Origin of the sequence: Photobacterium ganghwense (assembly GCF_017329545.1) — a bacterium.
Taxonomy (GTDB): domain Bacteria; phylum Pseudomonadota; class Gammaproteobacteria; order Enterobacterales; family Vibrionaceae; genus Photobacterium; species Photobacterium ganghwense.
The window spans coordinates 3,354,482-3,371,180 of sequence record NZ_CP071325.1; the positions used below are offsets into that span (position 1 = coordinate 3,354,482).

Genomic DNA, 16,699 nt, shown 5'->3' on the forward strand with positions numbered 1-16,699 from the left:
TAACCTCGCTGTCCTCAATGCTCTGCCCCCTGTCACTGTCCCATAAAAAAACGGAGCCAAAAGGCTCCGTTTTTTTATTCAATCGCTGTCTGTGGATGGGGTTTGCGCGCAGGCTTACTTCAGTTCCATCATCCGGTTGTCCGGCGTCAGAATGGATGCCCATGGCAAGCTCTCGTCACCCAGGGTAATAAAGTTCGGGTTTTCCAGCGTATCCCGCTCGTTATAGGAAAGCGGCGTCAGGTGAGTATTGAGGATACGTCCGCCAGCTTCCTCGACAATGCACTGGGTGGCTGCCGTATCCCACTCCCCGGTTGGCCCCAACCGCAAATAGCAGTCAACAGCACCCTCGGCCACCAAACAGGCTTTCAGCGCGGCTGACCCCAGTGGGACCAGATCGTAATTTAGCGCCGGATCCAGCCGGCTGGTAATGGCGCGAATGTTCTGGCGGCGGCTGATCGCCACCGCGATGGACTGTGTCGGCAACTCATGTTTGTGGGTTGAAATCCGCACGGTTTCCCCTTCCGGGGTGGTCTTCCAGGCGCCCTTGCCCTGATAAGCGTAATACACCACGCCGGATACCGGAGCATACACGACCCCCATCACCGGCCTGTGGTTATCAACCAGCGCGATGATCGTGGCGAAGTCACCGCTGCGGGCGATAAACTCCTGCGTCCCGTCCAGCGGGTCCACCAGCCAGTAACGCTGCCATTGGCTGCGCTCTGCCAGCGGAATGTCGGCGGCTTCCTCTGACAGCACCGGAATATCCGGAGTCAGTTCGCTCAGGCGGGACACCACCAGTTTATGCGCGGCTAAGTCCGCACTGGTCACCGGCGTATTGTCCTGTTTGATTTGCTTTTCAAACTGGCCACGCTGGTAAATATCAAGAATGACCTGCCCGGACGAACGGGCAATATCAATTACTTGAGGTAATAGGTTCGATAAGTCCATTGTCGCTCCTATTTCACGAGATGTTTCAACGCCAGGAACAGGGCGGTGATGCTCCGCGCTTCGGCAAAATCCAAATGGCTGATCAATTCTTCTGCCTGATTGACCGGCCAGCGTACCACTTCCAGTGGCTCAGGCTCGTCCCCTTCCAGTTGTTCCGGGTACAGTTCCTGCGCCAGAAACAGGGTCATTTTGCTGGAGAAATACGACGGGGCCAACACGACCTCTTTCATCGGCTGAAGCTGACGGGCACCAAAGCCAATCTCTTCTTTCAGCTCACGGTTTGCGGCCTCGGAAGGCAGTTCGCCATGATCCACCAAGCCTTTCGGAAAGCCGAGTTCGTATCGCTCCGTCCCGGCTGAATATTCGCGGATCAGCAACAGATCACCTTCCGCGGTCACCGGGACCACCAGCACGGCATGACGACCTGACGGTTTCATCCGCTCATAGGTTCGCTCAACGCCATTTGAAAAGCGCAGATCCAGCGACTCGATTTTAAACAGCCGCGACTGAGCGACTACTTCCGTAGCCAGAATTTCTGGTTTGTTTTTGTCTGCTGCCATGACCTGTCCTGTCTACTTGCTGCTGCCAACCGCCGCAGCCAGGGGAAAACCGTATTTAATGGCAACGGAGAGGGGAAATAAAGCATTTTATGAAGAAAACGTTAACCCAAACCCGACTGTGCGAGTCGGGTATTGGTTAAAAGCGTCCGCTGTAGGTGATTTTATACTGCCCTTTGGGATCCGGATTACCGAGCCATTTCAGCTGCTGGCCTAATTGCGGGGAAAACTCAGCGCCCGGCTTAAACCAGCCATTGAGGGTATAGCGGTTGCCCGGCTCCAGCGACAGGGCAAATTCACTCGACACCTCCGTGGAAGACTGGCGGATATCGGCCAGCACTTTCCCCTGATCACAGCGAAGATCAGCCAGTACCGGTCCCGGATTCACGCCGCCCATCGGCGAGCCCACATTGGCTGCGCTCCAGGCCAGTGCACCGTTCAGCTCCGCACAATACGGCGCGGCAAACTGGTAATCACGCACCGTCAGTTCCAGGTTACCCGCCACGGTCAGCGGCAGGGCCATTGGGACATTGCGCATCACTTCACGGGCCGGCAAAGACACCAGCAGGTTCTCAGCGAACGCTCCCTGACTACTGTAGCCCACCAACCCGCGGCCGGTCAGGTTCATGTCACTGCCCTGCCCGAATCGCACATCAAACTGCAAGCGGGCCGTCAGCAACGACAGCACATGCATGTCCCATTGCAGACGCCCAAAATTCTTTCCTTGCCAGCGAATCTGACTCGCGCGGCCCTGCCATAACGTACCGGAGATGCCGCCGACATCCAGCCCCTGTACGGCCGGTATCTGCTGCCAGACCCAGCTGGCCGGAATATGTGCCACAGCACTGCCCAGCAGTACCACCCCAAATGAAACGCCGGTTAAGACTTTAAACTTCACGCTTACCCCCGCCCTAACTGCAAGCGGTTAACTTCGACCATACCCGTCCTGTCGGTTTTGGTCACATCGAGAAACTGCGTATCAATGCCATGTTCATCACGCAAAAACGCTAGCCAGTTGACCAGGGTGTTGAACGGCACGGGTTTCACCCACACCTGCACCGCTTCACTGCGGGGCTGCATCCGAATCACTTCAATCTGGAACCGGCGGGTTGATTCATTGATCACCTGATTCAGCCCTTTATCACTGACCGAACCAGTTGAGCCGGATGTCCCGCGCAGGGCGACGATCTCATCCGCTTTCTGGCTGACCCAACTTAATAGCTGGCGTTCCCGCTGCAGATGCGTTTCGGCATTGGCAGCAGAGTTAGCCATCGGCTGCCAGATCCCCCAGTACAATATCGCGATGAACAGGGCGATACCGCCACCCAGAACCAGTCGCTGTTCTCTCAGGCTGAGCCCGTTCCACCAGGCTTTCATGATTTTCTCCTTACCACGACGGCGCCGGTAACCTGATTACCTTCCCGGTTCAACTGCCCCTGCTCAACCTCAAACTGCTCGGTAAGCAAGGTGCGTAATTGCTCAAAATGCTGGAACTCGGCGGCAACCGCCTGGAACCGGATTTCGCCCCGGTTCTGATCGTATTTCAGGCTCTGCACCGTCAGCTGCGGAACTTTCGCCAGCGATGGCTGCAGCTGGGCCAACCACGGCAGCAGACCACTGTCATTGGCGCCCCCCCCCAACCGGGTCAATTCACTGCTCATCTGACGCTTCAGGTAACTCTCCGACGGAATACGCTGAAACTGCGGCAGGACCTGACGGAAAATACGCTCGCTCTCAGCCCGGTATACGTCAGCCTGCGCGTCTTTGGCCTGAACCGACACCACATGTTCGGTGCCCACCACCGCCAGCAAGACAGCGGCTGCAATCGCCACTTTCCGCCACGGTTTGAGGTACTTGCGCCAGGCCGGTTGCAACTTGTACGGGCCAGACAATAAGTTAGCCTTATGGCCGATGACGCCCTGTGCCAGCAACTGCATCACCAGCTCTGGTGTTTCCGCTTTCCACAGCCCCGGCATCCCGGCCGGTGCTGGCGTGTAGTGGTGAATCCGGTGCTCCGGATCGCGCGGCAGCTCTGTCCCGGACGCCACGGTGGCGTCATCTGACGCAGTATCCGCTGGCTCGTTAAGCGCTTCCTCATCCGCGTCATCCGCCCGCGGTACTATCGAGGTTTGCTGCGCAGACAACCAGGCCGGTAGCCACGCGGCTTCGGCACCAATGCCCAGCATCTCAGACTGACGGATCAACCAGAGACCATCCAGTTCAGCCGCGGTGTACCCCTGTTCAAACAGCGGCAGACACAAACAATCCGGCACCACAGCCTTGATTTCAATCCCGGCATCACTCAATGCGGCCAGCCAGTGCTCCATCTTACGATGTTCCAGCACCGCGACCTGAGCACTGTCACCGCTTTTTTTCAGCAAATGCACATGCAGATGGTCAACGTCCTGTGCCAGCTCTTCCTCCAGCAGGAACGGTAATACCGCCCCCAGCTGACGGCTGCTGCCGGCCGGGATCGTCACCTGCGTCAGCAGCACGTCACAGGCCGGGGCCAGTGCATATACCGTACGCTGGGTAGCATACTCCGCGATCTCGCCCAACTGGCTGATATCCGCCAGTTGGCCCGAAGCAATCACTTCATGTTGTTGTGGCGACCAGACAAGCCATTGCACCGGCTGTTCAGCACGGCTACTGAGCCTGATTGTCAGAATTTCGCTCACTGATTCCTCCATAACGACGACGCACAACCGTCACCTTGTTATCACTATCTCGTTTGAGCAAGGCCACCAACCGGACCCTGGCACGATCCACCAGGATCTCTGTGTCTAACTGAAAATAATCGCTTTTGACGCTGATAAATGCCTTTACCTGTTTCTTCACCTCGGCATCCATGCTGGACAGCACCGGATCAGCCAGAAAATCATCTTCACTGTTCCAGCCGTCATAAGGACGTTCCGCAATCAGCTTCTGCGCATCACTGAGCGCCAGCTGGGGAGAGAACAGTCCCACCAGAATGGCGGCTTGTTTCTCATCCAAGGTATTCACATTCACCCGCAACTCCTTGCTGGGAATGGCACACAGCAACGGCCGGGCTAACTGGTAAATCTCGGCGCTAACGCCATTGACCGCCCGCAGTTCGGAAATATCTGCCATCCAGTCACGTGGCGGCAGGTAAGGCGGACGAAACCCTTCGTAGGTACTGTCACCGGCCCCGAAAGCCGCATTCACCGCTTCATCCGGATCGACATATTCCCATACCGAGTCGGCCACCACTTCTGCGTCGTAGCTGTCGACCCCGGCTTCTTCCAGAATCATCTGCAACGCACGCACTTCAAAAGGTTTGGCGGAGCTGCCCGTCACCGGACGGATGCCGGACAATGCATTGACGTTGAAACACGCCTGACGATCGACAATATCACCAATGGCCTCGCCGCCTTCCAGCGGATAACGCTGCCCACGGGTTGCCCATGCCTGACTGAGGTTCACCGTCTCGCTGTCCGCCAGACTTTTCTCGATGGCGACTTTGCCTAACGCTTCCATCCCCTGGGCATACCAGAACGCCTGCTGATTCTGGATCTGGTTTTCCACCCGATAAAAATTCAGGTGCAGCCGTTCGCTCATCTGTACCGCCAACAACGTCATCAGCGCCATTAACATCAGCACGACGATCAGGGCGACACCTTTTTGTTGTTTCATCTCTGCCCCTTACGTCTCACTGGCTTCCAGCACCGAGTGCGGCAACATATACACCCGCTCGATTTCACCGTAGTCTTTCAGGGTCAGCCTGACCATCACGCCTTCCGGCAGGGCGGCGGGGGTAGTCCATTCATCAGACCAGGTTTTGTCACTGTAAAAACGGAAAGTGACCGATTCGACCCCGGTCAGGATCGGCCGCACCAGCGGCTCTGCACCGACCACAGTATCGGGATAGCGCAGCCACACCCGCTCCAGAGTCCCCTCGACCACCCGGTAGCCGACTTTCAGTACTTCGCCGCGCGGAAACATCTGCTGCGGGTTCTGCCAGCCGAGACGGGTAAACAGAATACCCTGACTGGACGAATCCAGCAGGTACTCCCCGCTGCGCAGCAGGGTATCGCTGACCAGCTCCCCCTGATCCCGCACCTTACGCGGCACCACCTGCCGAAAATCGTTGTCGAGCATCACCATCGCCCGCTGAATTTCCTGCAGCCGTTCGTTGTGATCCCGAGACTGGGCATCACTGCGCTGCACCCCGTTCATCACCTGATAAGCGGACAGGCTGAGCATGGCAAACACCGCGATGGCAACCAGCACTTCCAGCAGGGTAAACCCCGCCGCTTGCTTCACTCGCGAGCGAGCTAATGGGTTAATTCTCAACATAAGTTCTCAGGGTCACGATAGACTGCTTGCGCTCAGTGTCGGTCGCGACGGTAACATCCAGCGCCCGCAGAAAACCGTCAGCGGTTTTGGTGCTTTTAATGGACCAGTACCACTCCCGGCCAGCCAGTTCGGATTTCCCGCGCTTAACGGCAGTCGGGATCTCCCCGGACAGCCTGACCTTAGCCAGTTCGTTGTCCGCGACCATAGCGGCAAACGTCTTTTCTTCCAGATACCCCAGCGTATTGAGGTGCTGACTGACCGCTTTCATCACGCTCAGGGCCGCGGTCGCAAACACAGCCAGTGCCACCAGCACTTCCAGCAGAGTCATGCCGCGCGCGCGCGACGGGTGCTTACGTATCATAAGCCCTCCTGCTCGGTCTGGCTCTTGATGGATTCGCCCGGCGGCAATAAAAAGACCCGCCCGACTTCATCCGCCTGAACCCGCCAGAACTGGTTTTCCCCTTCCACTTCAAAGTTCAGGGTAAAGGGGGTGTATTCCCCACTGGCCATCACGACCACCTGAGGCGGTTTCACTTTGTCTTTATCAGTTTGTTCAGCAAACAAGTCTTCGTTGAACAGCGATCCGGGTTTGAACAGCCTGTCCTGATCCTGCCAGGAGAAACTGCCGACCTCGAGATCCAACCGCACCGACTCATCCACGTCCACTTTGGTGAAAAAACGGGATTCCGTCAGCGGCTGCCAGTCACGACCGGTTAGCTGAAGAAACTGGTACCCATGACGCTCAATACGGACCCCGTAATCGGTGCCGTTGAGCAGGGCATCCTCACCCAGCAACTGGATGAGGTGATGAAAACGCGCTGCCTCCTCGCGAACGGTGTCTTCCCGGCTTTCTGGCAGGGAAATCATGACCGCGACGGCACTGGTTGCCAGCAGCACCAGCACCAGCAGAATTTCAATCAGGGTAAACCCGGCAGCGCGTTGATTGGTCATCGGGATCAGTAGTCCAGCATGTTCCAGTTGCCGATGTCGGTGTTCACCCCGTCACCGCCTTCCTGACCGTCCGCCCCCAGGCTGAAGATATCCACAGCACCGTGCTCACCCGGCATCACGTAGTGGTAATCGTTCCCCATGGATCCTGCGGCAGACGCTTGATGTAGCCACCGTTGCGGTAATTGCGCGGTTCAGGGCTTGAAGCCGGCTTGGTCACCAGCGCTTCCAGACCCTGATCGGTCGTCGGGTACACACTGTTATCCAGCTTATACATGTCCAGTGCCTGCTCCAGCGCACTAATGTCGGTCACGACTTTCTGCTGATCGGCTTTTTCCTTGTTGCCCAGCAGGTTTGGAACCACCAGACTGGCGAGAACGCCCAGAATGACGATCACAACCATCACTTCCAGCAGGGTAAAACCGCGTTGTTTGCGTTGCATTGAAAAGACCTCCAAAAATTACATTCCGACCATATTGTTCAAAGCAATGATCGGCATTAGGGTAGCAATAACAATAAACATCACGATGCCAGCCATCGCGACGATCAATAAGGGTTCAAAAATGCCCAGCGCCATGTTCACCAGCGATTCGAAATCCCGATCCTGGTTATCGGCGGCGCGGGTCAGCATCTGTTCCAGTTCCCCACTGCGCTCACCGCTGGCAATCATGTGCAGCATCATCGGCGGGAACAGGCGGGTCTGCTCCAGGGAGACCCGCAGGCTCGAGCCTTCACGCACCTTGTCGGCCGCTTCGCGAACCTGCTGATTGACCCAGGTGTTGGTCATGACATCAGAGGCCACTTTCATCCCTTCCAGCAGCGGGATAGCACTGGAGGTACAGATCGACAAAGTACGGGCAAACCGTGAGGTATTGAGGCCCCGCGCAACTTTGCCGATCACCGGCAGGTGCATGACCCAGCGATCCCACTTGAGCCGGAAATCCGGCCGCCGCAGTGCCGCTTTGAGCAGCGCAAACAGACACACCAGCCCGATCACGACAGTCAGCCCCCAGTTCTGGACAAAATCACTGGCTGCCAGCAGCACTTCAGTGACGGTCGGCAGCTCCTGTCCCATCTGAACGAACTGATCGACGATTTTCGGAACCACAGTCGCCAGCAGGAACGACACCACCGCAACCGCCACTAGGGTCAGCATGGTCGGGTAAATCATCGCCTGTTGCAGTTTGCTGCGCATATGCTGGCGGTTCTCGGTGTAATCTGCCAGCCGGTTTAGCACGGTATCCAAGTGGCCGGATTTTTCCCCGGCCGCCACCATCGCCCGAAACAGCTGGTCGAAGATATGCGGATACTCTGCCATTGAGTCTGACAGGGTGTAGCCTTCCACCACCCGCGAACGCACAGCCAGCAGCATGTTCTTGAGACGGGGCTTTTCGCTCTGCTCGGCAACGGCTTTCAGGCACTCTTCAAGCGGCATCGCCGCCTGCACCAGCGTCGCCAGCTGGCGGGTGATCAGCGACAGCTCAGTCGTGCTGATCCCGCGCCGGAGATGAAAACCGCCACTGGCTTTTTTCTTCTCCCGCTCATGCGATTGCGCCACTTCCAGCGGAATCAGCCCCTGCTCACGCAGTTGCTGGCGAACCTGGCGGGCAGTATCGCCCTCCAGCACGCCTTTCTTCTGTCGGCCTCGGGCATCCAGTGCCTTGTATTCAAATGCCGCCATCCGTTAGCCCTCCCTGGTGACGCGCATCACTTCTTCGAGGGTCGTGATCCCGGCTTTGACTTTCGCCAGCCCGTCATCACGAATACTCGGGGTATGGGCCCGAATGGCTTTTTCGATTGCCATTTCACCGGCATCGGCGTGAATCAGCTCCTGCACTTTTTCATCCACCAGCAACAGCTCGTGAATCCCGGTCCGACCGCGATAACCTTTGGCATTACAGGCTTCACAGCCACCGGCATGGTACAGGGTTAAAGGGTCAGTCGGTGCCAGGCCAAACAGTTTCTTCTGCTCGGCATCCGCTTCGTACGGCTGGCGGCATTTCGGACACAGGGTCCGGACCAGACGCTGGGCCAGTACCCCCAGCAGCGACGACGACACCAGAAACGGCTCAATCCCCATATCGCGCAGACGGGTGATCGCACCGACCGCGGTATTGGTGTGCAGGGTCGACATCACCATGTGGCCAGTCAGAGATGCCTGCACCGCAATAGAAGCGGTTTCCAGGTCTCGGATTTCCCCGACCATCACCACATCCGGGTCCTGACGCAAAATGGCACGCAGGCCCCGTGCAAACGTCATGTCAACTTTCGGGTTAACCTGGGTCTGGCCGATGCCGTCGATATCAAATTCAATCGGGTCTTCGACCGTCAGGATATTGCGCTCGTGCCCGTTAAGTTCCTGCAGGCCGGCATACAAGGTGGTCGATTTACCCGAACCGGTCGGGCCGGTGACCAGAATAATACCGTGCGGACGCTCAATCAGGCGGCGAAAACTGGCATGGTTGGCAGGGGTCATCCCAAGGCTGTGCAGATCCAGACGGGTGGCATTTTTGTCCAGCAGACGCAGTACCACACGTTCACCGTGCGATGACGGCATGGTCGATACCCGCACATCCACCGCCCGGCCACCGATCCGCAGGGAAATCCGGCCATCTTGCGGCACCCGTTTTTCCGCGATATCAAGACGCGCCATTACCTTAATCCGCGACACCAGCAGAGGAGCCAGCTTGCGGCTTGGCTGCAGCACCTCACGCAGCACACCGTCCACCCGGAAACGGATGGACAGCGCTTTCTCGAACGTTTCGATATGGATATCCGACGCCGCTTCCTTGATGGCTTCTGCCAGCATGGCATTGATCAGTTTGATGATCGGCGCGTCGTCTTCGGACTCGAGTAAGTCCTCGGTTTCCGGCAGCTCCTCTGCCAGCGCAAAGAAATCATCGCTGTCGGAGCCGAGATCTTCCATCAACTGGCGGGCTTCCGATGAATCCCGCTGGTACGCTTCAGTCAGCTTGAGCTCAAACGCTTTGTCGTCCAGCGGCTGGGGTGAGAAGCTTCGGCCTGTCACCCGGCGGATTTCCGCCAGCACCACCGCAGACAGAGTGCCGCCGTGATACAGGGTGATGCCCTGCTCACCCGCTTCCAGCACAACCCGGTGGCGCTTGGCAAAGGAGAACGGCAACCGCACCAGCGGTTGCATTTCACCTGACAGACTTGCCTCAGCCATTACTGAACCTCCTCCAGCTGCGCCACGAAGGCACGGACTTCCGGCGGCAGCGAAATATCACTGCCGTACTTCGGCAATACCGGCACCTTGGCGTCCGGCATCAGCTTCAGCCCTTTGTCCGCTCGGTACAGCTGCTCAGCACGGATATAGTTGTATTTCCGCTGGGTCAAGCCGTCGGCGGTCACGCCATCACGGATAATGGTCGGCTTGATGAACACCATCAGGTTGGTTTTCCCCTTGGTGGTGTTGGTGGACTTGAACAGGTGGCCCAGAATCGGAATATCACCCAGCAGCGGTATTTTCTGCTCGTTCTCATTGACCTGATCCTGAATCAGGCCGCCCAGCACAATCATCTGGCCGTCTTTCACCAGCACGGACGTGGTCAGCTGACGCTTGGAGAAGCGAACGTCCACGGCCCCGTTGGCCCCGAGCACGTTGGACACTTCCTGCTCAATTTTCAGCTGCACCGAGTCCCCTTCGTTGATCTGCGGTGTCACATTCAGCTTGATCCCCACTTCCTTACGCTCGACGGTCTGGAACGGGTTATCGTTGTTGGCGCTGGAGGTCGAACCGGTCACCACCGGCACTTCCTCACCGACAATGAAGGATGCTTCGCCGTTGTCCATCACCGTGATACTTGGCGATGACAGGATGTTGGAATGGCGATCAGAGGCCACGGCATTGATCAGCATGGTCCAGTCGCCCATCACGATCCCCAGCGCGGCGCCGTTGACACCACCCAGCACGCTGGCCAGGGTACTGAAGTCACCGTCTTCTCTGATGGTACGGGTCTGCTCGATACCGTTGGCATCAATGTAGGTTTCGGTACGGGTCGTTTCCTTGGCTTCTTCCAGGCCGACCGCATACTGGGAAATCGGCACGCCGGAGTTACCGAACTGAATCACGCCGCCGTCCGTCGACCCCCATTGCACCCCGAAGTTCAGGCCGTCACCTTCCGACAGCTCCACAATCATCGCTTCAATCAGCACCTGCGCACGACGGATATCCAACTGGGCAATGATGTTTTCCAGCGCCCGCATAATATCCGGCGGCGCCGTCAGAATCAGGGCGTTGGTTTCAACGTGGGCGGAAATCATGACATCGGCTTTACCGGCCGGCGGGGTCTTGGCATTGCCCTGTTTTTCCGCCTGCAGGTTATCCGACACGCCCTTGAGCACATCCACCATGTCTTCTGCATTGGCGTACTTGAGGTAGACCACCCGGTTGTTTCCGGACGAGGCCATTTCTTTATCCAGCTGGCGAATCAGGCGTTTCAGGCGGTTACGCACCTGCGGGTCACCAGACAGCAGCACCGCGTTGGTGCGATCGTCAGCCACCAGCTTCGGCTGGAGGAATTCCGGGGTAGACTTGGCATCGGCGGTCTTGTTCAGCGCTTCCACGACCCGCACCATTTCGGCGGCCGAAGCATTACGCAGCTCGACAACATCGATCTCTTTATCACCGGCACGGTCCACCCGCTCGATGATTTCAGCCAGGCGATTAACGGTCGCAGCGCGGCCGGTGATCATGATGATGTTCGCCGGGTCGTAGTGCACCACGTTACCGGCCCCGGCGTTGTCGTTCAGCTGGCGCAGCAGCGGCGACAGTTCACGTACCGAGACATTGCGCACGGCAATCACCCGGGTCACGACTTCATCACCTTTAACCCGACTGTCACCGACCACCGGAATGGCGGAAATTTTGGCATCTTTGTCGCGCACAACCTTGAGCACGCCGTTGTCCATTTCAACCACGGCAAAGCCGTACACTTCCAGAACATTCAGGAAGAACTGGTAGTACTGTTCATCGTTGAGCAAATCGTAACTGCGAACATTCACCTGGCCGCGCACAGCCGGGTCGACGATAATCGTTTTCTGTAGATTCCGGCCGACAATATTGATGAATTCCTGTATATCGGTCCCTTTAAAACTGGCGCTAAACTCGCTGGCCATTGCCGAGCTGCACAACAAGCTGCCCGCCAGCCAGAGGGCACTTTTACCCATCCATTTTTTCACACAAAACTCCTGCGCTATCGCATGTTCGCCTTGAGCCGCTATTGCAGCTCAATATAAATATCATGTAGCTGACCGTCCCGCTCGACAGTCAGAGTAAAATCTGTGGCATTGGACAGCTCAGTCCACAGTTTGGCCATCACGGCCGGATCGGTCAGGTCGTTGCCGTTCAGGCTCACCGCCAGATCGTCGGCTTTCAGCCCCACCGCATCAAACAAGGCACGGTCTTTGCCCGGATTCACCCGGTAACCAATCAGGTTGCCGTCACGCTGTACCTGAGACAGCCGGATATAGCTGAACAGGTTCTGCGGCTTTTCGAGAATCTCCTGCTTAATACGACTCAAATCCGAGGCTGGTTCAGCGCCGGGTTCTGAGGCAGCAGGCTGAGCCGGCTCCGGAGCCGGACGTTGACGCGCCACAGGAGCCGGAGTGGCGACTGAGGCGGACTTGCCGAAATCGACACCGTCCAGCATCAGGGTTTCATCCCGGCCGCTGTTACGGATAATCACCCTGTCAGCAAACACGGCCTGCAACGTGGCCCGCGTACCGTCGATGACCTCGCCGATACCATAGGTGTTCTGTTTCCCCTGATTGGTGATTACCGCCAGCGCGGTATGCGGGTTGGAGCTGGCCACCAGCCCCACCAGCGTCAGCCGCAGCTTGGTCTGCGGAGCATCCTTCTGCACCGGTTGCTTCGGCGCTACTACCGGCGCATCCGCCTGATAGCGCCCAAACAAGTTCATGGCCAGCACATCGGAAACATTGCCTTTTTCTTGTCCCGGCGACGCGGGGGAGACGGGCGTCGCTTGCCAGCGCACAGGCTGCGGTGCCGGCTGCACAGCGGCCCAGATCAGGCGACCCAGCACCCAGGCCAGAATCACGACCAAAAACCAGGTCAGGAAACGGGTCAGTGATGTTACGGAGAACCAGCGTTTAGACTGCAATGTCCCCATCCAATTTGCTGCTACCATGAAACGTCCATCGTCCTGCGGAAATAAAGTAAAGGCCAGTTACCGGGCCGGACTACACAGGATACCGTTAGAAGCTAAAAACGGCACCGTTAAATACTAAAATGATCACATAATACCAAAAGAGATCACGGAAAATTTATATCTACTATCAATACACTAGCCATTAAGTGTCATTTATTCCCCAGATTATCGTTGAAATCTGAGTACCTTATCACCATCTATTTACTCTCAACGCCTGCTGACGCCGTGTCGGCATTGTGGTACTTTTAGCGCCCTTTGGGGTAAGGAGCAGACAGTGGGCCAACATCAGTCCAATTCTGACAACCTACAGGTCCGTCTGGATAAATGGTTATGGGCGGCACGCTTTTACAAAACCCGTTCACTTGCCCGCAACATGGTTGACGGCGGCAAAGTGCAATACAACGGACAACGCTCCAAGCCCAGCAAGCTGGTCGAAGTCGGTGCCGAAATCCGGTTGCGTCAGGGCAATGAGGAAAAAACCGTCATTGTTGAGCAGCTATCGGATACACGCCGCGGTGCGCCAGAAGCACAAACCCTGTATCGGGAGACAGCCGACAGCATCAAGAAGCGTGAAGAACACACTCAGATGCGCAAGCTCCATGCCTTTGGCAGCCCGAGTCCGGACAAGCGTCCGGATAAAAAACAGCGACGCGATATAATTAAGTTTAAAAGTAATTCCAATTAATGGCATTAGGTCATCATAACGGCCGATAGTTTCGTTACGATGGCGAAAGTGATGCAAATGTTGGCGATTGACCTTCTGCTGGAGAAAACAAGCTAATGACAAAAGACAGTCTATACCGTTACCTGTTTGACGGTGTGTCCGTACGTGGTGAACTGGTTCAGCTGAGCGAAACTTATCAGCAAATCATTTCCAGCAAGGAATACCCGGCACCGGTGAAAACCCTGCTGGGCGAACTGCTGGTGACCACCAGCCTGCTGACCGCGACCCTGAAGTTTGAAGGCTCGATCACGGTGCAACTGCAAGGTGACGGCCCGGTAAAACTGGCAGTGATCAACGGCGACCACGACCAGAAACTGCGTGGCGTTGCACGTTGGGAAGGTAATGTACCGGAAAGCGGCAACATCCACGACCTGATGGGTAAAGGTCACCTGGTGATCACTATTACCCCAACAAAAGGCGAGCGCTACCAAGGCGTCGTTGGCCTGGAAGGCGACTCACTGGCAACCTGTCTGGAAGGGTACTTCGCAAACTCCGAACAGCTGCAAACCCGTATCTGGCTGCGCTCCGGCGAACTGAACGGTGAAGCGAAAGCGGCCGGTATGCTGCTGCAGATCCTGCCGGACGGTAAAGGCCATGAAGGGGACTTTGAGCACCTGGAGCAGCTGACAGAGACCGTCAAAGACGAAGAGCTGTTCGGCCTGGACGCGCAGGATGTGCTGTACCGCCTGTACCACCAGGAAGAAGTGAAGCTGTTCGAACCGCAGGACGTGAGCTTCCATTGTGGCTGCTCCCGTGAGCGCAGCGCATCAGCTATCGTTTCTATCGAGCGCAGCGAAATCGATCGCATCGTGGCAGAAGAGGGGAAAGTTTCCCTGCACTGTGACTACTGTGGCACAACGTATGACTTTGACAGCATTGATGTTGCTGCCCTGTTCGAACACGCCGCGAACGACACCAGTAAGCAGGTTCATTAATTATCCCCTCTTATTAAGCCTGAAACATTCTTACAAAAGCCGGATGACATCCGGCTTTTTTTCTACCTGAAGCACACTTTTCCCCGCCAGCTCGTAAGTCAATAACGCGCTAAATTACGCTTTTTTCAAGGAAAATATTAATTTTTAGGCCTAGCGCAAACGTTTTACATCAGGATAAAATAAAGGCCTACAATTACTCTAACTATTTTACTTAACCCTAACTTTTAAATGGTTAATTTTTGATAAACCTCCCTGAATTACCCCTTTAGGGTTGCTAGCATGGTCAACAGTTAAACAACATCTTACCCAAGGAGCACCTATGACCGTCATGAACGTCGATAAAAAGGTTGCAAAAAATATCGACCTATCTCAATACGGTATCAGCAATGTTACAGAGGTGGTTCGTAACCCAAGTTATGAACTGCTATTTGAAGAAGAGACCAAGCCGGGCCTGGAGGGATACGAAAAAGGTATCGTTACTGAGCTGGGTGCCGTCGCCGTTGATACCGGTATTTTTACAGGTCGTTCACCAAAAGATAAGTTCATCGTCCAAGATGACACCACCAAAGATACCCTATGGTGGGCTGACCAGGGCGCCAACGACAACAAAGCGATCTCTCAGGAAGTCTGGCAGGATCTGAAACACCTGGTAACGAATCAACTATCTGGCAAGCGCCTGTTTGTGGTTGATGGTTACTGTGGTGCGAACCCGGACACCCGCCTGTGCATTCGTGTGATCACTGAAGTGGCCTGGCAGGCACACTTTGTGAAAAACATGTTCATCCGTCCAAGTGAAGAAGAGCTGGAAAACTTCGAGCCTGATTTCGTGGTCATGAACGGTGCCAAATGCACCAACGATAAGTGGCAGGAGCAAGGTCTGAACTCTGAAAACTTCACCGTGTTCAACCTGACCGAGAAAATGCAGCTGATTGGCGGTACCTGGTACGGCGGCGAAATGAAGAAAGGTATGTTCGCAATGATGAACTACTTCCTGCCGCTGAAAGGCATTGCCTCAATGCACTGTTCCGCGAACTTGGGTAAAGACGGTGACGTAGCGGTGTTCTTCGGCCTGTCCGGTACCGGTAAAACAACCCTGTCTACCGATCCGAAACGTGCCCTGATCGGTGATGACGAGCACGGCTGGGATGACAACGGTGTATTCAACTTCGAAGGCGGTTGCTACGCGAAAACCATCAACCTGTCGAAAGAAGCAGAACCAGACATCTACAACGCGATCCGTCGCGATGCACTGCTAGAAAACGTAACGGTACGCAGCGACGGCTCTATCGACTTCGACGACAACTCGAAGACCGAAAATACCCGTGTGTCTTACCCTATCTACCACATTGAAAACATCGTTAAGCCGGTCTCTAAAGGCGGTCACGCTAACAAAGTGATCTTCCTGTCTGCTGACGCATTCGGTGTGCTGCCTCCGGTGTCTAAACTGACGCCAGAGCAAACCAAATACCACTTCCTGTCAGGCTTCACTGCGAAACTGGCCGGTACTGAGCGCGGCATCACTGAGCCGACGCCAACCTTCTCAGCATGTTTCGGTAACGCGTTCCTGACGCTACACCCAACACAATACGCCGAAGTACTGGTTAAACGTATGGAAGCGGCAGGCGCTGAAGCCTACTTGGTCAACACCGGCTGGAACGGCACTGGCAAACGTATCTCAATTCAGGATACCCGCGGCATTATTGACGCAATTCTGGACGGCTCTATCGAGCATGCCGAAACGAAGCACGTGCCGATCTTCAACCTGGAAGTACCGACGTCTCTGCCTGGCGTTGACCCAAGCATTCTGGACCCACGTGACACCTATGTGGATCCACTGCAGTGGGAAAGCAAAGCCAAAGATCTGGCAGAGCGCTTCATCAATAACTTCGAGAAGTACACGGATACTGCCGAAGGTTCGACGCTGGTTGCTGCAGGTCCTCAGCTGGACTAATCCGCAACGCGCCACAACCAATGCCAAGCCCCTCACACGAGGGGCTTTTTCGTTGCCCGCTCGCCATTTCCGGCTGCCATACTTGCAGCACAGGGCAATTTGCGCCCTAATATTAACCTGCCCACTCT

The 16,699-nt window shown here is 56.1% G+C and carries 16 protein-coding genes and 1 pseudogene; 3 read left to right on the top strand and 14 right to left on the bottom strand.

The window, feature by feature from the left end:
- Positions 1–114: 114 nt before the first annotated feature.
- The 14 genes and pseudogenes from cysQ to gspC all read right to left on the bottom strand — a co-directional run bounded on the left by cysQ (position 115) and on the right by gspC (position 12,940).
- Positions 115–948 (bottom strand): 3'(2'),5'-bisphosphate nucleotidase CysQ, encoded by an 834-nt coding sequence (cysQ, locus tag FH974_RS15200; protein ID WP_047887107.1) that lies wholly within the window; start codon positions 946–948, stop codon positions 115–117.
- Between the two features lie 8 nt (positions 949–956).
- Positions 957–1,508 carry an ADP compounds hydrolase NudE gene (gene nudE / locus FH974_RS15205; protein WP_047887106.1) on the bottom strand — a complete coding sequence of 184 codons (552 nt, stop codon included), beginning with the start codon at positions 1,506–1,508 and terminating at the stop codon, positions 957–959.
- Between the two features lie 136 nt (positions 1,509–1,644).
- Positions 1,645–2,403 carry a type II secretion system protein N gene (locus FH974_RS15210; protein WP_047887105.1) on the bottom strand — a complete coding sequence of 253 codons (759 nt, stop codon included), beginning with the start codon at positions 2,401–2,403 and terminating at the stop codon, positions 1,645–1,647.
- Positions 2,404–2,405: 2 nt separating this feature from the next.
- Positions 2,406–2,882, bottom strand: coding sequence for a type II secretion system protein M (locus tag FH974_RS15215; protein WP_207103389.1), 477 nt, complete (start codon positions 2,880–2,882; stop codon positions 2,406–2,408).
- Positions 2,879–4,183: a type II secretion system protein GspL gene (gene gspL / locus FH974_RS15220; RefSeq protein WP_242551839.1), complete on the bottom strand. Its 1,305-nt coding sequence runs from the start codon at positions 4,181–4,183 to the stop codon at positions 2,879–2,881. The genes FH974_RS15215 and gspL overlap by 4 nt, the downstream gene beginning before the upstream one ends.
- Positions 4,152–5,159 (bottom strand): type II secretion system minor pseudopilin GspK, encoded by a 1,008-nt coding sequence (gene gspK, locus FH974_RS15225; protein ID WP_207103391.1) that lies wholly within the window; start codon positions 5,157–5,159, stop codon positions 4,152–4,154. The genes gspL and gspK overlap by 32 nt, the downstream gene beginning before the upstream one ends.
- Positions 5,160–5,168: 9 nt before the next feature.
- Entirely contained in the window at positions 5,169–5,822 is a 654-nt protein-coding gene (gspJ, locus tag FH974_RS15230) for a type II secretion system minor pseudopilin GspJ (RefSeq protein WP_207103392.1), read from the bottom strand.
- Positions 5,809–6,183, bottom strand: coding sequence for a type II secretion system minor pseudopilin GspI (gene gspI, locus FH974_RS15235; protein ID WP_207103393.1), 375 nt, complete (start codon positions 6,181–6,183; stop codon positions 5,809–5,811). Before gspI ends, gspJ begins: the two co-directional genes overlap by 14 nt.
- Complete coding sequence (gene gspH / locus FH974_RS15240; RefSeq protein WP_207103394.1) at positions 6,180–6,773, bottom strand: type II secretion system minor pseudopilin GspH; 594 nt, start codon at positions 6,771–6,773, stop codon at positions 6,180–6,182. Before gspH ends, gspI begins: the two co-directional genes overlap by 4 nt.
- Before the next feature lie 5 nt (positions 6,774–6,778).
- Positions 6,779–7,212: pseudogene (gspG, locus tag FH974_RS15245) on the bottom strand (type II secretion system major pseudopilin GspG).
- An 18-nt stretch (positions 7,213–7,230) separates the two neighbouring features.
- Positions 7,231–8,451, bottom strand: coding sequence for a type II secretion system inner membrane protein GspF (gspF, locus tag FH974_RS15250; protein WP_207103395.1), 1,221 nt, complete (start codon positions 8,449–8,451; stop codon positions 7,231–7,233).
- Positions 8,452–8,454: 3 nt separating this feature from the next.
- Positions 8,455–9,957 carry a type II secretion system ATPase GspE gene (gene gspE / locus FH974_RS15255; RefSeq protein ID WP_047887096.1) on the bottom strand — a complete coding sequence of 501 codons (1,503 nt, stop codon included), beginning with the start codon at positions 9,955–9,957 and terminating at the stop codon, positions 8,455–8,457.
- Complete coding sequence (gene gspD / locus FH974_RS15260; protein WP_207103396.1) at positions 9,957–11,972, bottom strand: type II secretion system secretin GspD; 2,016 nt, start codon at positions 11,970–11,972, stop codon at positions 9,957–9,959. The genes gspE and gspD overlap by 1 nt, the downstream gene beginning before the upstream one ends.
- Before the next feature lie 38 nt (positions 11,973–12,010).
- On the bottom strand, positions 12,011–12,940 hold the full coding sequence (gspC, locus tag FH974_RS15265) for a type II secretion system protein GspC (RefSeq protein WP_207103397.1): 930 nt from the start codon (positions 12,938–12,940) through the stop codon (positions 12,011–12,013).
- A gap of 295 nt (positions 12,941–13,235) precedes the next feature.
- Between gspC and hslR the strand changes: the two genes are divergently transcribed.
- From hslR to pckA, 3 genes are all read left to right on the top strand, one after another.
- A complete protein-coding gene (hslR, locus tag FH974_RS15270) occupies positions 13,236–13,646 on the top strand; it encodes a ribosome-associated heat shock protein Hsp15 (RefSeq protein ID WP_047887093.1) in 411 nt (136 codons plus the stop codon).
- Between the two features lie 95 nt (positions 13,647–13,741).
- The gene (hslO, locus tag FH974_RS15275; RefSeq protein WP_047887092.1) at positions 13,742–14,620 is read left to right on the top strand and encodes an Hsp33 family molecular chaperone HslO; all 879 of its coding nucleotides are present in this window, start codon (positions 13,742–13,744) and stop codon (positions 14,618–14,620) included.
- Between the two features lie 319 nt (positions 14,621–14,939).
- Positions 14,940–16,571 (top strand): phosphoenolpyruvate carboxykinase (ATP), encoded by a 1,632-nt coding sequence (gene pckA, locus FH974_RS15280; RefSeq protein ID WP_207103398.1) that lies wholly within the window; start codon positions 14,940–14,942, stop codon positions 16,569–16,571.
- Positions 16,572–16,699: the final 128 nt, after the last annotated feature.